13 protein-coding genes are annotated in these 15,416 nt (G+C 63.9%); 5 read left to right on the top strand and 8 right to left on the bottom strand.

Features of this window, described 5'->3' with window-relative positions; all coding sequences use genetic code 11:
* Positions 1 to 15: 15 nt before the first annotated feature.
* The gene (locus AC1Q6Z_RS26295) at positions 16 to 705 is read right to left on the bottom strand and encodes an aspartate/glutamate racemase family protein (protein WP_492649822.1); all 690 of its coding nucleotides are present in this window, start codon (positions 703 to 705) and stop codon (positions 16 to 18) included.
* Between the two features lie 7 nt (positions 706 to 712).
* The gene (locus AC1Q6Z_RS26290; protein ID WP_439629469.1) at positions 713 to 2,170 is read right to left on the bottom strand and encodes an MFS transporter; all 1,458 of its coding nucleotides are present in this window, start codon (positions 2,168 to 2,170) and stop codon (positions 713 to 715) included.
* 154 nt (positions 2,171 to 2,324) lie between these two features.
* Between AC1Q6Z_RS26290 and AC1Q6Z_RS26285 the strand changes: the two genes are divergently transcribed.
* Entirely contained in the window at positions 2,325 to 3,167 is an 843-nt protein-coding gene (locus tag AC1Q6Z_RS26285; RefSeq protein ID WP_435269117.1) for a MurR/RpiR family transcriptional regulator, read from the top strand.
* Entirely contained in the window at positions 3,164 to 3,763 is a 600-nt protein-coding gene (locus AC1Q6Z_RS26280) for a pentapeptide repeat-containing protein (RefSeq protein WP_492649821.1), read from the top strand. Before AC1Q6Z_RS26285 ends, AC1Q6Z_RS26280 begins: the two co-directional genes overlap by 4 nt.
* Before the next feature lie 243 nt (positions 3,764 to 4,006).
* On the opposite strand, the gene repC is transcribed toward AC1Q6Z_RS26280, so the two are convergent.
* From repC to AC1Q6Z_RS26260, 4 genes are all read right to left on the bottom strand, one after another.
* Positions 4,007 to 5,209 (bottom strand): plasmid replication protein RepC, encoded by a 1,203-nt coding sequence (repC, locus tag AC1Q6Z_RS26275; RefSeq protein WP_492649820.1) that lies wholly within the window; start codon positions 5,207 to 5,209, stop codon positions 4,007 to 4,009.
* Between the two features lie 261 nt (positions 5,210 to 5,470).
* Positions 5,471 to 6,517 carry a plasmid partitioning protein RepB gene (gene repB, locus AC1Q6Z_RS26270; RefSeq protein WP_492649882.1) on the bottom strand — a complete coding sequence of 349 codons (1,047 nt, stop codon included), beginning with the start codon at positions 6,515 to 6,517 and terminating at the stop codon, positions 5,471 to 5,473.
* A complete protein-coding gene (gene repA, locus AC1Q6Z_RS26265; RefSeq protein WP_256119141.1) occupies positions 6,517 to 7,767 on the bottom strand; it encodes a plasmid partitioning protein RepA in 1,251 nt (416 codons plus the stop codon). The genes repB and repA overlap by 1 nt, the downstream gene beginning before the upstream one ends.
* Before the next feature lie 572 nt (positions 7,768 to 8,339).
* The gene (locus AC1Q6Z_RS26260; RefSeq protein ID WP_256119140.1) at positions 8,340 to 8,813 is read right to left on the bottom strand and encodes an Lrp/AsnC family transcriptional regulator; all 474 of its coding nucleotides are present in this window, start codon (positions 8,811 to 8,813) and stop codon (positions 8,340 to 8,342) included.
* Between the two features lie 124 nt (positions 8,814 to 8,937).
* Here AC1Q6Z_RS26260 and alr point away from each other — a divergent pair, with 124 nt between their 5' ends.
* Complete coding sequence (gene alr / locus AC1Q6Z_RS26255) at positions 8,938 to 10,071, top strand: alanine racemase (protein ID WP_492649819.1); 1,134 nt, start codon at positions 8,938 to 8,940, stop codon at positions 10,069 to 10,071.
* A 25-nt stretch (positions 10,072 to 10,096) separates the two neighbouring features.
* Entirely contained in the window at positions 10,097 to 11,347 is a 1,251-nt protein-coding gene (locus tag AC1Q6Z_RS26250) for a D-amino acid dehydrogenase (RefSeq protein ID WP_492649818.1), read from the top strand.
* A 62-nt stretch (positions 11,348 to 11,409) separates the two neighbouring features.
* Here AC1Q6Z_RS26250 and AC1Q6Z_RS26245 read toward each other — a convergent pair whose 3' ends face one another.
* Both AC1Q6Z_RS26245 and AC1Q6Z_RS26240 read right to left on the bottom strand, forming a co-directional pair.
* On the bottom strand, positions 11,410 to 12,840 hold the full coding sequence (locus AC1Q6Z_RS26245) for an aldehyde dehydrogenase family protein (RefSeq protein WP_256119137.1): 1,431 nt from the start codon (positions 12,838 to 12,840) through the stop codon (positions 11,410 to 11,412).
* Between the two features lie 44 nt (positions 12,841 to 12,884).
* The gene (locus AC1Q6Z_RS26240) at positions 12,885 to 13,466 is read right to left on the bottom strand and encodes an amino acid synthesis family protein (protein ID WP_492649817.1); all 582 of its coding nucleotides are present in this window, start codon (positions 13,464 to 13,466) and stop codon (positions 12,885 to 12,887) included.
* A gap of 133 nt (positions 13,467 to 13,599) precedes the next feature.
* On the opposite strand from AC1Q6Z_RS26240, the gene AC1Q6Z_RS26235 reads away from it, so the two are divergent.
* Positions 13,600 to 15,384 carry a helix-turn-helix domain-containing protein gene (locus AC1Q6Z_RS26235; protein WP_492649816.1) on the top strand — a complete coding sequence of 595 codons (1,785 nt, stop codon included), beginning with the start codon at positions 13,600 to 13,602 and terminating at the stop codon, positions 15,382 to 15,384.
* Positions 15,385 to 15,416: the final 32 nt, after the last annotated feature.

Here is a 15,416-nt window from a genome sequence, read left to right as displayed (position 1 = left end):
TTTCCTGGAAATGCTCTAGATCGCCCGGGACACCCGGTCGGCCTCGCCGATGAGGCCGACGATGCGCTCGACGGCCGACGGGATCGGCCCCAGCACCGGCTTGCCGAAACGGGGGCGGAGTGCCTTGGCGGCTTCGCCGAGCGGGCCGCCGCCGATGACCACGGCCTGCGCGCCGTCCTCCCCGATGCACGCGCCGACCGCACCGGCGAGTGCCTCGATGAGAAGGGCGGGATCGGCGGCAAGCGCCACCGGATCGCCGGCCGTACAGCGGATGCCCGTATAGAGATGGGCAAGGCCGAGATCATGCGCCCGCTGACCGATCGCCTCGGCCAAATCCGGCGTGGAGGTTGCCACGCCGAACCGCCGCCCGCCCTCCGAAGCCTCGATCATCGAGGCCTCGCAGATGCCGACAACCGGAACCGCCACCTTGCGGCGAAGCTCGGCAAGGCCGGGATCGCCGAAGGCGCTGACGATGATCCCCGCACACCCCCGCCCATTGGCCTTGCCATGCGCCGTGCCCAGTTCGACCACCTCGGCGGCCGAAGCCGTGAGCTGCTCGGGCGTGACGATCATGGAGGGCGCCCGGCTGGCGGTGACGGTTTTCACCGCCAGCCTGCCGGCGAGAGCGTTGAGCGCGATGGCGTGCATCATCTCGCTCGTCGCCTCGGAACTGTTGGGATTGATCAACAGGATGTGCGGGGTCATGCTTGGTTCAAGCTCCAGCTTTCAGGGGTTGCACGGCAAGCTCCGGGCTTTCGGTGGTGGCATCGGCGCGCTGCGTGATGTCCTCCATCGACATGCCGTAGGTTTCCGGTCCGAGACGAATGCAGACCGCGAAGACCGCATACATCGCCGCCGCCAGGCCGAACACGCCGACCATGCCGTAATGGTCGAACAGCGCGCCGGAAATGGTGGGCACGAAGGACCCGGCCGCCGAGCCCGAAGCCAGGATGAAGGCCACCCCGAAGGCGCGGATGCGGGTCGGGAACAGTTCCGGCGCATAGATCCAGATGGACGTGTTGAGCAGGAGCACGAAGAACTGGAAGAGCGCGCCGAAGAACAGCACCAGATAGATGGTGGTGCCGAGATACATGATCGACAGCGCCGCCAGGCAGGCGCAGATCGCGCCGACGGTCAGCACGCGCTTGCGCGGGAAGTAGTAGCCGAACATCGAGGCCGCAATCGCCCCGAGCACGCTGCCGCTCTGGATGATCATGCTGTAGAGCAGGCTGCCCTGCAGCGTATAGCCCATCGAGACGAAGATGACCGGCATCAGCGTCAGCACGGAAAGCTGGGCGCCATAGCTCATCAGGATCGCGATCGACACCGGCACGATGCGGCCGAGGAAGGGAGCGCGGAACAGTTCCTTCCAGGCGCCCTTGGTCGGCGGCGCATCCGTCGCCTGGTCCTTCGTCAGGTGCTCGCGCACCACCAGGTTTTTCGGCCGCAGCGAACCGGATTCCAGCACCGAGAGCACCTTGTTCGCCTCGTCGATCCGCCCTTGCGAGGCAAGGAAACGCGGCGTTTCCGGCACGTAGCGACGGTAGAACACGACGAGCAGGGCCGGCAGCGCCAGCGAGGCGAAGAGCCAGCGCCAGCTGTCTTCGCCGGGGAAGATGCTGAAGATCATCAGCCCGTAGACGGGTGCGAGAAAGTTGCCGAAGCCGCCGGCGCCGACATTGACGAGGCCGGCCGCCGTTCCGCGGAACTTTGGCGAGCAGAATTCCGACAGCATGGTGACGGCGGTCGAAATCTCGCCGCCGACGCCGAAGCCGACGATGGCGCGCGCAATGCACAGGAACATGAAGTCCGGCGCCAGCGCGCAGGCGGCCGAGCCCAGCGAGAACAGGAGCAGGTTGACGGTGAGCATGACGCGGCGGCCGTAGCGGTCGCCGAGAATGCCCGAAAGCAGGCGGCCGATGGCAGCGCTGCCGAAGGTGATCGTGTTCAGGAAGCCGATATCCGTGCCCGTCAGGCCCCAGTGCTCCTTCAGGAGCGGGCCGGACACGCCGATCGTGTTCTGCTCGAAACTGTCGAACAGGCAGCCGATCAGCACCAATGCGATGATCTGTTTGTGCGCCCCGGTCACTCCAATCCGGGTGAGCGCGCCTTCCAGTTGCCGAATGACCGGCGATGATTTGCCGGACTGTACCATACCTTCTGCTGCCATAGTCTCCTCCTCCTGGCATCAGCGTGAAAATCAATTTTCACACTATGCCTTCAAGAAATGAGTTTTTCAAGAGAAACTTGTGGGCGCTCTGTTCTTCCCGAAGGCCGGTCCCTCCGTTACAAGCAGGCGATGGCAAAGGCTGCGGTGGGGTGAGATGAGTTCGACGGATCGTTCGTTCCTGTTTCGGGTGAGGGATGCGCTGGACGACCTGCATCCGGCGGAGCGGCGGCTCGGCGATTTCGTCTGCGATTTTCCGGGCGAGCTTGCGAGCTATTCCGCCTCCGAACTGGCGCGGCTCGCCCAGGTCTCGAACGCCACCGTCACCCGCTTCGTGCGCCGCCTCGGCTACGAGAACTACGAAGAGGCGCGCCGCCACGCCCGCGACGAGCGTCAGACCGGCTCGCGCCTGTTCCTCGCCACCTCGACGGATGCGGCAGGCGACCAGTCGGTGGCAGCCCATGTCGCCCAGGGCATCGCCAATCTCGAAGGCACCTTCGCCACCATCACCGACGCTCAAGTCAACGCCGTGGCCGACGCCGTGCTGGAAGCGCGAAAGACCTGGGTGGTGGGCTTTCGCAGCTCCCACCCCTTTGCCGATTACCTGCAATGGCAGATGACGCAGGTCGCCGAAAACATCGTCGCCATCCCCGGCGCCGGCCAGACGCTCGGCGAGCACTTGGTCAGCGTCACCGAGCGCGACGTCGCCATCGTCTTCGGCCTGCGCCGCCGCATCGCGCAGATGGAGGCGATCCTGTCGGCCATCGAAAAGAGCGGCGCGAAACTGCTCTACATTACCGACGAGGGCGTCGCCCACCGGGCGAGCGCCACCTGGCACTTCCGCTGCCAGACGCTCGCCCCCGGCCCCCTCTTCAACCACGTCTCCGTCATGGCCGTCTGCCACCTCATCACCACCCGCGCGATCGAACGCGCCGGCGCTGCCGGCCGCACCCGCCTGCGCGGCATCGAACGCTTCGGCGATACGCTGGAGGAGCTGTGAGCGGCCAGCATCCGGAAACGACGATCACCCGCGCCGACTGGTACGGCCGCAAACTTGAGCGGGAGCGTCACGCGGACACGCTGTTTTCCGATCTCGACCTGACGGAGGCGGAGAATATCGGCAGCGTCTTTTCCGACTGCGTGTTCCGCAGCGCCCGCTTCAACGCCTCGGCCCACCGCGATGCCGCTTTCGTCAACTGCACCTTCATCGCCTGCAAGTTCTTCGATGCGAGCTTCACCAACTGCAAATTCATCGGCAGCCGTTTCGAGGATTGCGCCTTCGACACGATCAAGGTGGTGGAGGGCGACTGGTCCTTTGCGGGCCTCGCCCATGCCGATCTCGGCCGCGCCTCGTTTTTCGGCACGAGGCTGCGCGAGGCGGACCTGACGGGCGCCCAGTGCCGCGCGGGTTCGATCCGCAATGCCGACCTCTCCGGCGCGCTCCTGCACAATGCCGATTTCACCGGCTGCGACCTCAGGGGAAGCGATCTCAGCGCCATCGAGCTCAAAACCATCCACCTCAAGGACGCCATCATCACCATCGACCAGACCATCTTCATCGCCGAGGCGCTCGGGCTGGATGTGCGGCTGAAGTGAGGGCAACCAGCCCTCGCGTTCCTGCATAGCTGCACTGCACAAAAAATGTTTATCAAAAGGTCAAAAGTTGGGCATAGTGCCTGCAGTTGATGCACGTGATGGTTCCTCCCAGTCCATCGCATCAGCTGTTCCCCTCTGGAGGTTTTTGACCTTCACACTTCAAGGGCCACGGTTTTCCGTCGGCCCTTTTTTTTGCGCGCAATTTGCCGGGAGCGCACCGGCCTGTGACAGCTGTCAACCGCCTCACGCCCGCCCCTGCCCGCGTTCCAGCGCCTGCACCATCGGATAGATGCTGAAGGCCGAACGTTCCGCCTTGTCGGTGAGGTCGCGCAGATAGCCGCCGGGCGAGCGGATGGCTTCGCCGCGCTCCAGAAGCACCGCGATCACCACCGCGGCCGCCGCATCCCCCATCGCGGCCTTCGCCTTGCGCCAGGCATCGGGCGAAATGCCCAGCATCGAGCGCACCAGATCCGCCGCCGCCACGAGGTCCGTCCAGCTTTTCACGCCGCTGCGGGCATAATCGGCAATCTGCGGGCAGAGCCGCATCAGCCGGTCGAGGCTGATCGCCATCTTCTGCTCGGGTGCCGCCTTCGCCGTTTCATTTTCCCGGCCATATGGTTCAATTGGTTGGTCTGTGTTTGAATTCTGAATATGCTGCTCAGATTGATGCTCACTGCCGCTCATTTCTTGCTCTGAAAGGCTTGAGAGATAAGCGTTTTCCACTTCGGCCCGAAGACGCTGCAGGCTATCGCGGCGTGTGGCCAGGATGTCTGCGGCGGTGCGGCGTCCGAGCCCTGCCACGAGATCGGCGAGACGGGCGGCAAGACCGAGCCAATCGCCCGCCCTGCCCTCTTCCAGCGCCGTGGCGATGATCTTGGCAATATCCCGCTGGTGCAGCGTCACTTCGCTCCTCAGCGCCCGCATGGCCCTGTCCTCGGCACGCACACGCTCGGCCGCCTCGAAGATCTCGCCGGCCTTCAGCGCCAGCGGCGCGAGATCGAAGCCGAAGGCATCCTCCAGCGCGCCCTTTTCGTCGCGCCGGCAGAAACGCTTGCCGTTGGCGCTGTCGCGGCGGAAGATCAGGCCGGCCTCGACGAGCGCCGCCAAGTGCCGCCGGATCGTCGCCGGGGCCATGCCGCGCGCCCGCAGCGAAAGCTCGCGGTTGGACGGGAAAACGATGATCGGCGCCGTGCCGTCGAGCTCGCGCTCATTGGCGAAGGAGACAAGCGCCTCCAGCACGCTGATCGTGCGGTCGCCGATGCCGTAGACGCCGCGCGCCTCCGTCACGGCGCGCATCAGCTGCCACTTGTCGGCGCGGCCATTGTCATTGCCGCCGCCCCCGGCGCGCAGCTTTTCCTGCCGCTCCGCCGCCTCGCGCTGCCGCATGAAAAGGCGCGCACTCATCCGTCCGCCGCCGAAAGGCGTCGTTGCAATCTGCTCCATCATGGTCGGGTCCTCTTTTGAGAGGCAAGGAGGTCCCGTCAACGCCGCCGGTCAGGCAGGCGAAGTCCCTTGTGCCGTGCAGCATCAGATGCCGACGACGCTTGACTTTGACCCTTGGAAGTGATTCTCTCGAATTGCTACATAGAAGAGGGCTTCCGAAATGGTGACGTTTTGGGGGCCTTTTTTCTTGTCTCCGCGCTTCCTTCCGCTGGTTTCTCTGGGTGTTGCCGGCCGTTCACACGGCCGAATCAGTGTGTCTCGGGCTCAGCTTTTCCCCGCGAGAAAAGCCGCATAATCCTCTTCTAGCCGCGCCGTGAGCCGCGCGATGAAGGCCGGGTCGACATCCGGCGGGAACGCGATGCGCACCGCCTTGCCCTTGCGCTCCACCCTGGCGAGAAGCCCGCCATCGGCCTTGCGGATCTCTTCCACCGCCGGCGCCGCCTTCGGTTCGCGATGCATCAGCCGGTCGAACAGCTTTTGGAACCGCTCGTCGCTGCCGACCCGGCGAAACTGCTCGGACGTGACCTCGTCGTCGGCCTTCTCGATTTCCGCGCCGTTGCCGTTCTCGAACAGCGCGCCCAGCGCCATCCAGCGTTCGCGCCCCGCCTTCGGCGCCGGGCCGATCTCGCGCACGAAACGGATGGGCACGCTGTCGGCCACCTGAAGCAGGCGCGACAGCTCGCTCTTCTGCACGGCGAGCGCGTCGCCCACGAGCCGGCGCTCGAAGCCGCGCGCCACCAGCGCCTGGGCAAACAGCGCGCGCTCGATGAAACTCAGGTTGCGCCGCTCGGCATTCTCCTTGCCCTGCGCCAGCACCAGCTCTTCGTCGGACAAAGCCCGCACGATCGCCTTGACCTTCTGGCCGAGGCGGCGCGCGGCCTTCAGGCGGCGATGACCATAGGCGACCTGGTAGCGGCCCTCCCCTCCTCCATCCGTGGCGGGTGCGGGGCGAACGAGGATCGGCACCTGCTGGCCGCTGTCGCGCATGCTGTCGACCAGCGCCAGAAAATCCGCGTCGTCGCGCTCCTCGTCGGAAAGCCGGTCGTTGACGAAGGACGCCTCGATGCGGTCGGTATCGAGCGCGACGATGCGCTCGCCCTCCTCCAGCGCCTGGCGCAGCGCGCGGGCCTCTTCGGCCTCGCGCGTGATCGAGGACAGCGTCAGCCCCATCGCCTTGACGGCGCCGGACGACGTGCGGCCGGGCTCGCCGGCGGCGGGCAGCGATTTCGTCTCGGGTGCCACCTCGCCCGCCGGCAGGATATCGCCGCCGAACAAGGCCTTGATGGAATTCTTGCGGTCGCGGCCGGTCATCATGCGCGTCCCCATGCAGTGTGCAGCAACTGTTCGATCTCGCTGTTGACGGCCTCCAGCGAATCCATCGCCCGGTCATAGGTGCCGCGCGAAAAGTTTTCGCGGCCGACCTCGTAGAGCGTCTGCTTGGTGAGGCCGGCATCCGAGACGGCGGTGGATTTCAGCATGGCCGAGGTCAGGACCCGGTTGCCGAAGAGCGAGCGCAAAAAGCCGACGATCTGCGCCTGCGGCCCGTCATGCGGCTCGTAGCGGGTGACGAGGTAGCGCAAAAAGTCGAAATTGAGCTGGCCGCCCGCCTCACGCACCACGCCGAGCAGGTCGGAGGTCATGAACAGGAACTGGCTCATCGAGGCGACGTCGAGCATCTGCGGATGCACGGTGACGATGACCGAGGTGGAGGCGCAAAGCGCCGACAGCGTCAGGTAGCCGAGCTGCGGCGGGCAATCGATCACCACCACGTCATAGTCGTCGGCGACCGAGGCGAGCGCTGCCTGCACCCGCGTGAAGAACAGGCCGTGCGCCTCGCCGGCCTTGCGCTCGGTCAGCGCACGCGGCGTCGCATGCTCGAATTCCTGGAGCTCCAGGTTGCCCGGCACCAGGTCGAGATTGTGGAAATAGGTTTTCCGGATGATCGCCGACAGCGGGCGCACCTCTGCGTCGTAACGGATCGCGCCGTAGATCGTGTCGTTGCCGACGAGGTCGAGTTCCGGCTGGTAGCCGAAGAGCGCCGAAAGCGAGGCCTGCGGATCGAGGTCGATGGCGAGCACCCGGTGGCCGGTCATCGCGAGATGCTGGGCGAGATGCACGGAGGAGGTCGTCTTGCCGGAGCCGCCCTTGAAGTTGGTGACGGAGATGACCTGCAGGTGTTCGCCGCGCGCGGGGTCGCGCCATTTCACATAGGCGCGGGCCTTGGCGGCATTGCCCTTGGCACGGGCCTGCTCGGCGAGGTGATGGCGCAGCGCGTCGATATCGGCGAGCGAATACATGCGCCGGCCGCCGGGGCCGGTCGCAAGCTCAGGCCCCTCCCCCGCCAGCGAGATCTGCCGCAGGTAGCCGTCCGACACGCCGATCAGCCGCGCCGCCTCGCCGGAGGTGAAGCTGCGCAGCGTCTTCTGCGAGGTCGGCGGGAAGAGCCGGTCGCGCATCGCCTGGAGCTGCACGGAAAGCGCATGCGCATCTTCCGCAATGGTCTCGTCGGCCGGGCGAAGCGGCACCTGTTCTCCCAACGCTGTCTCCGACGGCTTGGCCATCCGCAGTCTCCGTTCCTTGCCCAATCCCTGGGCTTAGTCGTCGCGCCAATCCCCCTGTCCCGTCATGATCGGGCGGATCGTCTCGCCTATAGTGTCTCCGATTCTCCACCCCGGGGATATGCGAGGACGGGAGAATCTACAGATGCTTTTGGCAGTTACGGCGAAAGTCACAATCTTCGCCCGGTTCCGTTAGGGACGGTGCGGCAGCTTCCGAGTCGCGTCAAGCGTTTTTTGGTTAACGAAATCTTAACGCCGAACCCGGCGCGAGGCTGGAAAACCGGGCTTTTCGCCCCTGGCGCCTCCGCGGTCATCCACCGGATTCACCACGGCCGCGTTGACACCTGTTAACATCGCGAACCCATCACGCGCATGAATCGATCCGCGCGAACCGATTCCGAAAGGTCGTTGGACGCGATTCTCTTCCACGGCGAGACTCGGCGTCATGGATGACACGAGATCAAGCCATTTCGTTTCGATCCGTGGCAAGAAGCACTGGCTGTGGCGCGCTGTGGATCAGGAGGCGTCGCCGTCGCCGCCAACTGTGGCATCGCAACAGCCCCACCTGTTTCCATTCAGACGCGCTTTGATTGTCTCCTTGGCCGTGTCGCGAGCACGTTGCGGATTGCGAAGCTTGAATGGATCCGTGAAACACCCGGCATGGCCGAGAGGATTTCCTTGTGGATGCGCTCGAACTCGCCTGCATTGGCGACCTCAACGCGCAGCAGGTAGTCCGAGCCGCCCGTCATCAGGAAGCACTCTCGAATTTCCGGATATTTGCGAACGGCCGCCTCAAAGCGATCGAGGTAGTCTTCCGTTTGCCGTTCCAGCGTGACGTTGATGATGACGGCAATTGTGGACTCGACATTTCCCGCATCCACGAGCGCGGTATAACCGCGGATGACGCCCGTCTGCTCCATCAGCTTGATCCGCCGCAGGCAGGCCGAAGGCGAAAGACCCACTTCGACGGCGAGGCTCGCATTGCTCATGCGCGCATCCAGCCGGAGGAGCCTAAGGATATTGCGGTCGATTGCGTCCAGAGCCATCATCGCAGATCATTCCAAATCTTCGTTGTTTCATTCAAAAATCGTGATCTAGCACAATAATCAAGCGCCATTTAGTGCCTAATTTCGCGATCGTTTCAATAGGCTCCGCTGAAGTTGGGGGCTGGAAATGCATATCGGAATTCAGGAAGACGCGCAGAACGAGGCGATCCGCACGGGCGGCGCAACGGGCTATCTGACCATTGATCTTGCCGCACTTGCCCGCAACTACCAAAAGCTGGTCACGGAGGTAGCGCCCGCGCGCGCGGCGGCGGTCGTCAAGGCGGATGCCTATGGCCTCGGCGCCAATCGGGTCGCGCCCGAGCTTTACGCGCAGGGCTGCCGTCATTTCTTCGTCGCCCAGTTTGTCGAAGCCCTCCACCTGCGGCCGCTTCTTGCCGCGGACGCCGCAGTCTTCGTGCTGAACGGCCTGCAGCCCGAAAACGAACTCGCCTGCGCACGCAGCGGCATCGTGCCGGTGATCAATTCTTTGGAACAGTGGCGGCAATGGTCTGCCGCCGCAAAGGTGCTCAGGCGCACGCTGCCGGCGGTGCTGCAATTCGACAGCGGCATGTCGCGCCTCGGCGTGCCGCCGGAAGACCGGGCGATGCTTTCAGAATACGTCGAGGCCGACGGCCGGATTGAGGTCCTCTTCATCATGAGTCACCTCGCCTCCGCCGACGATGTCGACAGCGGCCAGAACGATGACCAACGTGCCGAGATGGAGCGCATCTCGGTCGAGTTTCCCGAATTCGACGTTTGCTTCGCCAATTCGGGCGGCATCTTTCTCGGCAAGGTCTACCATGGTGCACTCGCCCGCCCCGGCATCGCGCTCTATGGCGGCGCGCCAACCGCCGGGCGTGACAACCCAATGGAGCCGGTCGTGCGCCTCGATGTCGCCGTCGTGCAGACACGCACCGTGTCGGCTGGCACGCGTGTCGGTTATGCCGCCAGCCATGTCACGACGGGCGAGATGCGGCTTGCCACCATTGCCGCCGGTTATGCGGACGGTCTGCCGCGCAGTCTCAGTGGCCGGGGCGCGGTCTATTGCGACGGTATCCGCCTGCCAATCATCGGACGCGTCTCGATGGACAGCATCATCATCGACATCTCCGCCCTGCCGGCGGGCCGCCTGATATGCGGCAGTCTCGTGGAGGTGCTCGGACCTCACCAGACGCTTGAGGATGTCGCACGCGACGCCGGCACCATTTCCTACGAAATTCTGACCGGTCTCGGCCGCCGATACGAGCGGCAATACCGCTGACCCCCTTCTTTCCAAGTGAGGATACATGAAAGTCATCGTTCTGGGCGCCGGCATTATCGGCGTCACGTCGGCCTATCAGCTTGCCAGGGCCGGCCACGAGGTCACGGTCATCGACCGCCAGCCGGCCCCGGCGCTGGAGACGAGTTTCGCCAATGCCGGCGAAGTCTCTTTCGGCTACTGCTCGCCCTGGGCCGCTCCCGGCATACCCATGAAGGCGATGAAGTGGCTGTTCATGCAGCACGCGCCGCTCATCCTGCGGCCCAAGATCGATGCCGCCATGCTTTCCTGGATGGCGCAGATGCTCACGAACTGCACCTCGCGGCGCTACGCCATCAACAAGAGCCGCATGCTGCGGCTGGCCGACTATAGCCGCATCGCGCTCACCGCCCTGCGCGAGGAAACCGGCATTGCGTATGACGAACGCATGCAGGGTACGTTGCAGCTCTTCCGCACCGAGGCGCAGCTCGACGCCTCCGCCAAGGACATCAAGGCGCTCGCCGCCGACGGCATTCCCTATGAGGTGCTCGACCCAGAGGGCTGCATCCGTGTGGAGCCGGCGCTCAGGCATGTGCGCGAAAAAATTGTCGGCGGCCTGCTGACGCCGAAGGACGAGACCGGCGATTGTTTCAAGTTCACCAATGCATTGGCGGCCAAGGCAGAGGCGCTCGGCGTTCGCTTTATGTGGAACACCGCAATCAATGCCCTCGACGTTGACGCAGGAAGGGTGCGTGGCGTTGCGACCGGCACGGGAAAGCTGTCAGCCGACGCGGTGGTTGTGGCGCTCGGCAGCTATTCGCCGCTGCTGGTACGTCCCCTCGGCATTCGCCTGCCGGTCTATCCGGTCAAGGGCTATTCACTGACCATCCCGATCACGGACGCGGCGCGTGCGCCGGAATCGACGGTGATGGACGAGACCTACAAGATCGCGATCACCCGCCTTGGTGATCGCATCCGCGTCGGCGGCATGGCAGAGATATCAGGTTACACCAACGATCTCGGCCTGACCCGTCGCCGCACACTGGAGCATTCCGTCATGGACCTGTTCCCTGGCGGGGATACCGGCAAGGCCACCTTCTGGTCAGGCCTTCGGCCTATGACGCCGGACGGCACGCCGGTCATCGGTGCGACGAAGATCGCCGGCCTCTTCCTCAACACCGGCCACGGTACGCTTGGCTGGACGATGAGCTCGGGTTCCGCCCGCGTCATTGCCGACATCGTCTCTGGCAGGAAACCGGATATTGATGCCAGGGACCTTGCCGTTGCGCGATACGCCTGACGGCTGCTGGAACGGAGTGAACACCGATCGCGACCATTTCCATGTCGCGATCAGCCATTCGTTCAACCGCTGATGAGCTTGACCTCAAGGTAGTCCTCAAGGCCCCATCTGCCGCCTTCGCGCCCGTTTCCGGACTGCTTGTAGCCACCGAACGGGCTGCCGGCCGCCTTGGGCGTGCCGTTGATCTGGACCATGCCGACGCGCAATTGTCGCGCCACCCGCTGCGCCCGGTCGAGGTCCGCGGTTTCGACGAATGCGGCAAGGCCGAAGCGAGTGTCATTGGCTATGGCGATAGCCTCGTCTTCGCCGGAAAACGGAATGATCGTGAGGACCGGGCCGAACACCTCCTCCTGGGCGATCGTCATGGTATTGTCCACATCGGCAAAGACCGTCGGCCGGACAAAGCTTCCCTTCTCGAATCCATCGGGACGGCCAAGCCCCCCGACGACGACGCGCGCGCCTTCCTTTATGCCGACGTCGATCAGGTCCTGGACCCGTGCATAGTGGCCGTGCGAGGCTAGTGGGCCTAGATGATCGCCCGGTTCGTCCGGCTGGCCGATGGCAACGGCCTCGGCTGTCGCCTTTGCGACCGCGACGGCTTCGTCATACACCGTTTTGTCGACGAGCATCCTCGTCGGGGCGTTGCAGGATTGCCCGGTATTGTTGAAACATTGCATGACGCCGCGTGCCACGGCGGTCTGCACATCCGCGTCGGCAAAGACGATGAACGGCGACTTGCCTCCGAGTTCCAGCGACACACGCTTCACGGTTGCCGCAGCGGCGCGCGACACTGCCGCGCCACCACGGGTGGAGCCCGTGAACGATATCATGTCGACGTCGCGATGGCGGCTCAGCGCCTCGCCGACGATCGCCCCCTCCCCGTTGACGAGGTTGAAGACGCCGGCGGGAAGCCCGGCAGCGTCGACGAATTCGGCAAACAGCATGGAGGAAATCGGCGCGATTTCGGAGGGCTTCAAAACAACGGTGCAGCCCGTCGCGATTGCCGGTATGACTTTCAGCGCCAGCTGGTTCATGGGCCAGTTCCACGGCGTGATGAGGCCGCAGACGCCAATGGGTTCGTGAAGAATCCTCTGGTCGGGCAGGTCCGGCCGCAAGAGCTCTTCAAAACGATACTCGTCGAGCGCCGCCAGAAAGGCCCTTGCGTGGTAGAGGCCGGCTTCAGCCTGGGAGTGGGTCGCGAAGTCGATCGGCGCGCCCATTTCCTGCGAGATGGCCTTCCCCATTTCGGCGAGACGGGACTGGTAGATATCGACGATCCGGCGGATATAGCCGAGCCTTTCCGTCAGTCCGACCTTGCTCCAGAACGCAAAGGCGGACCGGGCAGCGGCGACGGCCCGGTCGACATCCTGCTCCGAGCCGGAGGAAATGACGGCAAAGGGCTCGTCCGTCGCCGGATTGAGCACCTCCATCGTCCTTTCCTGCGCAGGCGCACACCATTTTCCGTCGATATAGAATTGTCTTCTGTCCAGCATCCCGTCCGCCCTCTCCGTGCACTTGCCGTTTGCGGGGTTCAAGGTCACGCCTTGATCCCCATCTCCTCCATGTCGCGAAAGCGGTCGCCGATGCGTGCATGCGGCCTTCCGCCATCGGACGCGCCGATCGCGATGAGGACCTCGTTTTCCCGAGGCGCATCCGCCACCTGCAGGTTCAGGGTCAGGAAATGCGAGCGGGTGCCCGTAACGCTTTTGTGCGTCATCGGCAGCGAGAGCAGCGCGCCGGCAGCATTGCGCGTGTTGGCAAAGCTCAAGTAGCTGCTACCCTGCGCCGCATGACGGAAGATATTGCCGAACCGCAGGGTGTGGATGAGCGCCGAACCGTGCTCGACCTCGCCATTCAGCCCCACGGCCGCGCATTTGCCATAGGCCTCGATGCGCTCCGCCGGCAGCACGGCAACGAGACGACGTGTCATCTCCTCGCCGAGAATGGGCGCATAGGCATTGATGATCGGGCTGAGGTCATCGACGAAGGGCTGGTTCGCCCAGGGGTTTTCCAGAATGGCGACAACGCCGACGGCGGTGACGGGCCGGTCTGAATGTCGTCCCCCTTCAATGAAGGTCTCCTCGATAAACGTCACGAACTTTCGAATTGCGGGCGCCATCACACAACCTCCATGCCTGGCTTTCGGATGGCCAAAGACTAGGGAAACAGGGCGCTTGATCTTCCTCAAAAAAGAGGAAGCTTGCGATAACGTGCTATAGAATAATAGGAGCTTCTGAAGCCGGGGGAGAGACATGGACGTAAGCCAGCTTATCGCGTCGTTGAGCGATATCGCGACGTCGATCAATGCCGAGCAGGATACCGACACCATCCTCAGGCAGTTGATCCGCGCGGCATGCCACCATCTCAACTGGTATCGCGGGACGATCATGAGCATCGATCTGGCAAGCGGTTACGCCTATGTCACGGTCCGCTACGACCCGGCACTGGTGCCGAACGACGGGGCGACGAACTGGGCACTGGCAACGAGCCCCTCCCTGGTCGCCCTGCGCTACAACGAACCGGTCTTCATTCCCAACGCCAAGACATCCGCCGAGTTTCCGGGCTTCCAGCGGGAATCGATCGAGAAGGACTACAGCAGCGTCCTCGTGACGCCCATGGCCTGCACCGATCTGCTGGGGCGCCCGATCGTCCTCACCCTCGTCTCGCGCGAGATCAAGGAACTCACGCAGGATGACCTGTCCCTCATCAAGCTGATCGTGCAGCTGGGAACCGCAGCACTGGAGAAACAGAAGCACATTCTGGCCCAGAAGACTGCCGCGGAGCAGAAGGGAGAGGTTCTGGGGCGACACATACAGTGGATGAACCAGGCGCTCTCCGACGACTCCGTGCGCAATCTCGCTGCCACGATCGATCCGATCTTCAAGCAGCCGCTTCTTGTGGTCGACTGGACGACGAACACGATCCTCCCGAGCAAGAGCCCGGACCCGCGCTTCTACGACGATGATGAATGGCGGCATTATGTCGAGAGCGAACTGGGCGATAGAATCCTTACCTTAGCCTCGGAAAGCCTCGCCGGTGGCGCGACCGCCAATGTCGATTTCCACTATACGAAGGGGACGCAGACCACCACGGCGGTCGCCCGCATGCACGGCCTGACTGTAGACGGAAAGGCGGTCGGGGCGCTGATCTTCATCGGCGACGAAGAAATTCCGGAAATCGACCTTCTGCTCATCGAAAGCGCCAAGCAGGCCCTCAGTGTTCAATTGATGCGCAACCAGATCCGCTTCCAGTTCGAACAGCGCTCCCTCGATGCGCTGTTCATCGAACTGATCGAAGGCAGCTGGAAAAGCGAAAATGACATCGCGCAGCGCTCCTTGAAATTCGGCATCAGGACCGGCGCGCGCCACCGGCTTCTCTATGTGTCCTACATCAATGCCGACGCGATCCGGAGCCAGGTGCGGGACGGGATCCTGCGCGGCCTTTCCTTTCTGGCGGAACATTTCGAACCGCGCGCGGTGGTCATCGCCAGGCAGAATGGCATCGTCGTCTGGCTGCCGGAGCCCGAGGCGCCGAGCCCCGCCTACCTGAAGACCGTCACCGCGAAGATCATGCAGGAAGTGATGCGCCACCATCGCGACACGCCGACGATCGCGATCAGCGATCCCTGCGAGCGGCTTTCCGACTATGCGCTGCAATTCGAGCGGCTGTCCTGCGTCATGGACATCGCCCTCTCGCTTGCAAAACGCGGCGTCGTCTCCGCCTCGATGCTTGGTCCGCTGAGCATGCTTCTGGTCACCGCCGATCTGCAGCAGATCAGAACGCATATCAACGCTTCATTAGGCCCGATCATTCTCCATGACCGCGAGCACGATACGAAATTCTACGAGACGCTTTCGAGCTTCGTGGATGCGGGTTATCGCAACCAGCAGTGCGCGGACCAGCTGGCCATCCATGTCACCACGCTGCGTTACCGGCTCTCGCGGATCGTCGACCTGTTCGGCCTCGATCTTGAATCGTCGCAGAAGCGTTTTGAATTCGAGCTGGCGTTGAGGATTTCAAAGCTTCTCGACGAATAGGAAACCGCCACCGCGCCCATGGCGCGGCGGCG

This window comes from Shinella sp. GW835-FHT14H05, from assembly GCF_058793575.1.
This window is presented reverse-complemented; position numbering and strand designations above follow the sequence as displayed.

What these genes read in the sequence shown, in the direction of transcription:
- repA (WP_256119141.1), bottom strand. Translation starts at nt 7,767, where the DNA reads ATGGCCAAGCCGTCGGAGACAGCGTTGGGAGAACAGGTGCCGCTTCGC.
- AC1Q6Z_RS26235 (WP_492649816.1), top strand. Translation starts at nt 13,600, where the DNA reads ATGGACGTAAGCCAGCTTATCGCGTCGTTGAGCGATATCGCGACGTCG.
- repB (WP_492649882.1), bottom strand. Translation starts at nt 6,517, where the DNA reads ATGACCGGCCGCGACCGCAAGAATTCCATCAAGGCCTTGTTCGGCGGC.
- AC1Q6Z_RS26290 (WP_439629469.1), bottom strand. Translation starts at nt 2,170, where the DNA reads ATGGCAGCAGAAGGTATGGTACAGTCCGGCAAATCATCGCCGGTCATT.
- AC1Q6Z_RS26250 (WP_492649818.1), top strand. Translation starts at nt 10,097, where the DNA reads ATGAAAGTCATCGTTCTGGGCGCCGGCATTATCGGCGTCACGTCGGCC.
- AC1Q6Z_RS26295 (WP_492649822.1), bottom strand. Translation starts at nt 705, where the DNA reads ATGACCCCGCACATCCTGTTGATCAATCCCAACAGTTCCGAGGCGACG.
- AC1Q6Z_RS26240 (WP_492649817.1), bottom strand. Translation starts at nt 13,466, where the DNA reads ATGGCGCCCGCAATTCGAAAGTTCGTGACGTTTATCGAGGAGACCTTC.
- alr (WP_492649819.1), top strand. Translation starts at nt 8,938, where the DNA reads ATGCATATCGGAATTCAGGAAGACGCGCAGAACGAGGCGATCCGCACG.
- AC1Q6Z_RS26245 (WP_256119137.1), bottom strand. Translation starts at nt 12,840, where the DNA reads ATGCTGGACAGAAGACAATTCTATATCGACGGAAAATGGTGTGCGCCT.
- AC1Q6Z_RS26285 (WP_435269117.1), top strand. Translation starts at nt 2,325, where the DNA reads ATGAGTTCGACGGATCGTTCGTTCCTGTTTCGGGTGAGGGATGCGCTG.
- AC1Q6Z_RS26260 (WP_256119140.1), bottom strand. Translation starts at nt 8,813, where the DNA reads ATGATGGCTCTGGACGCAATCGACCGCAATATCCTTAGGCTCCTCCGG.
- repC (WP_492649820.1), bottom strand. Translation starts at nt 5,209, where the DNA reads ATGATGGAGCAGATTGCAACGACGCCTTTCGGCGGCGGACGGATGAGT.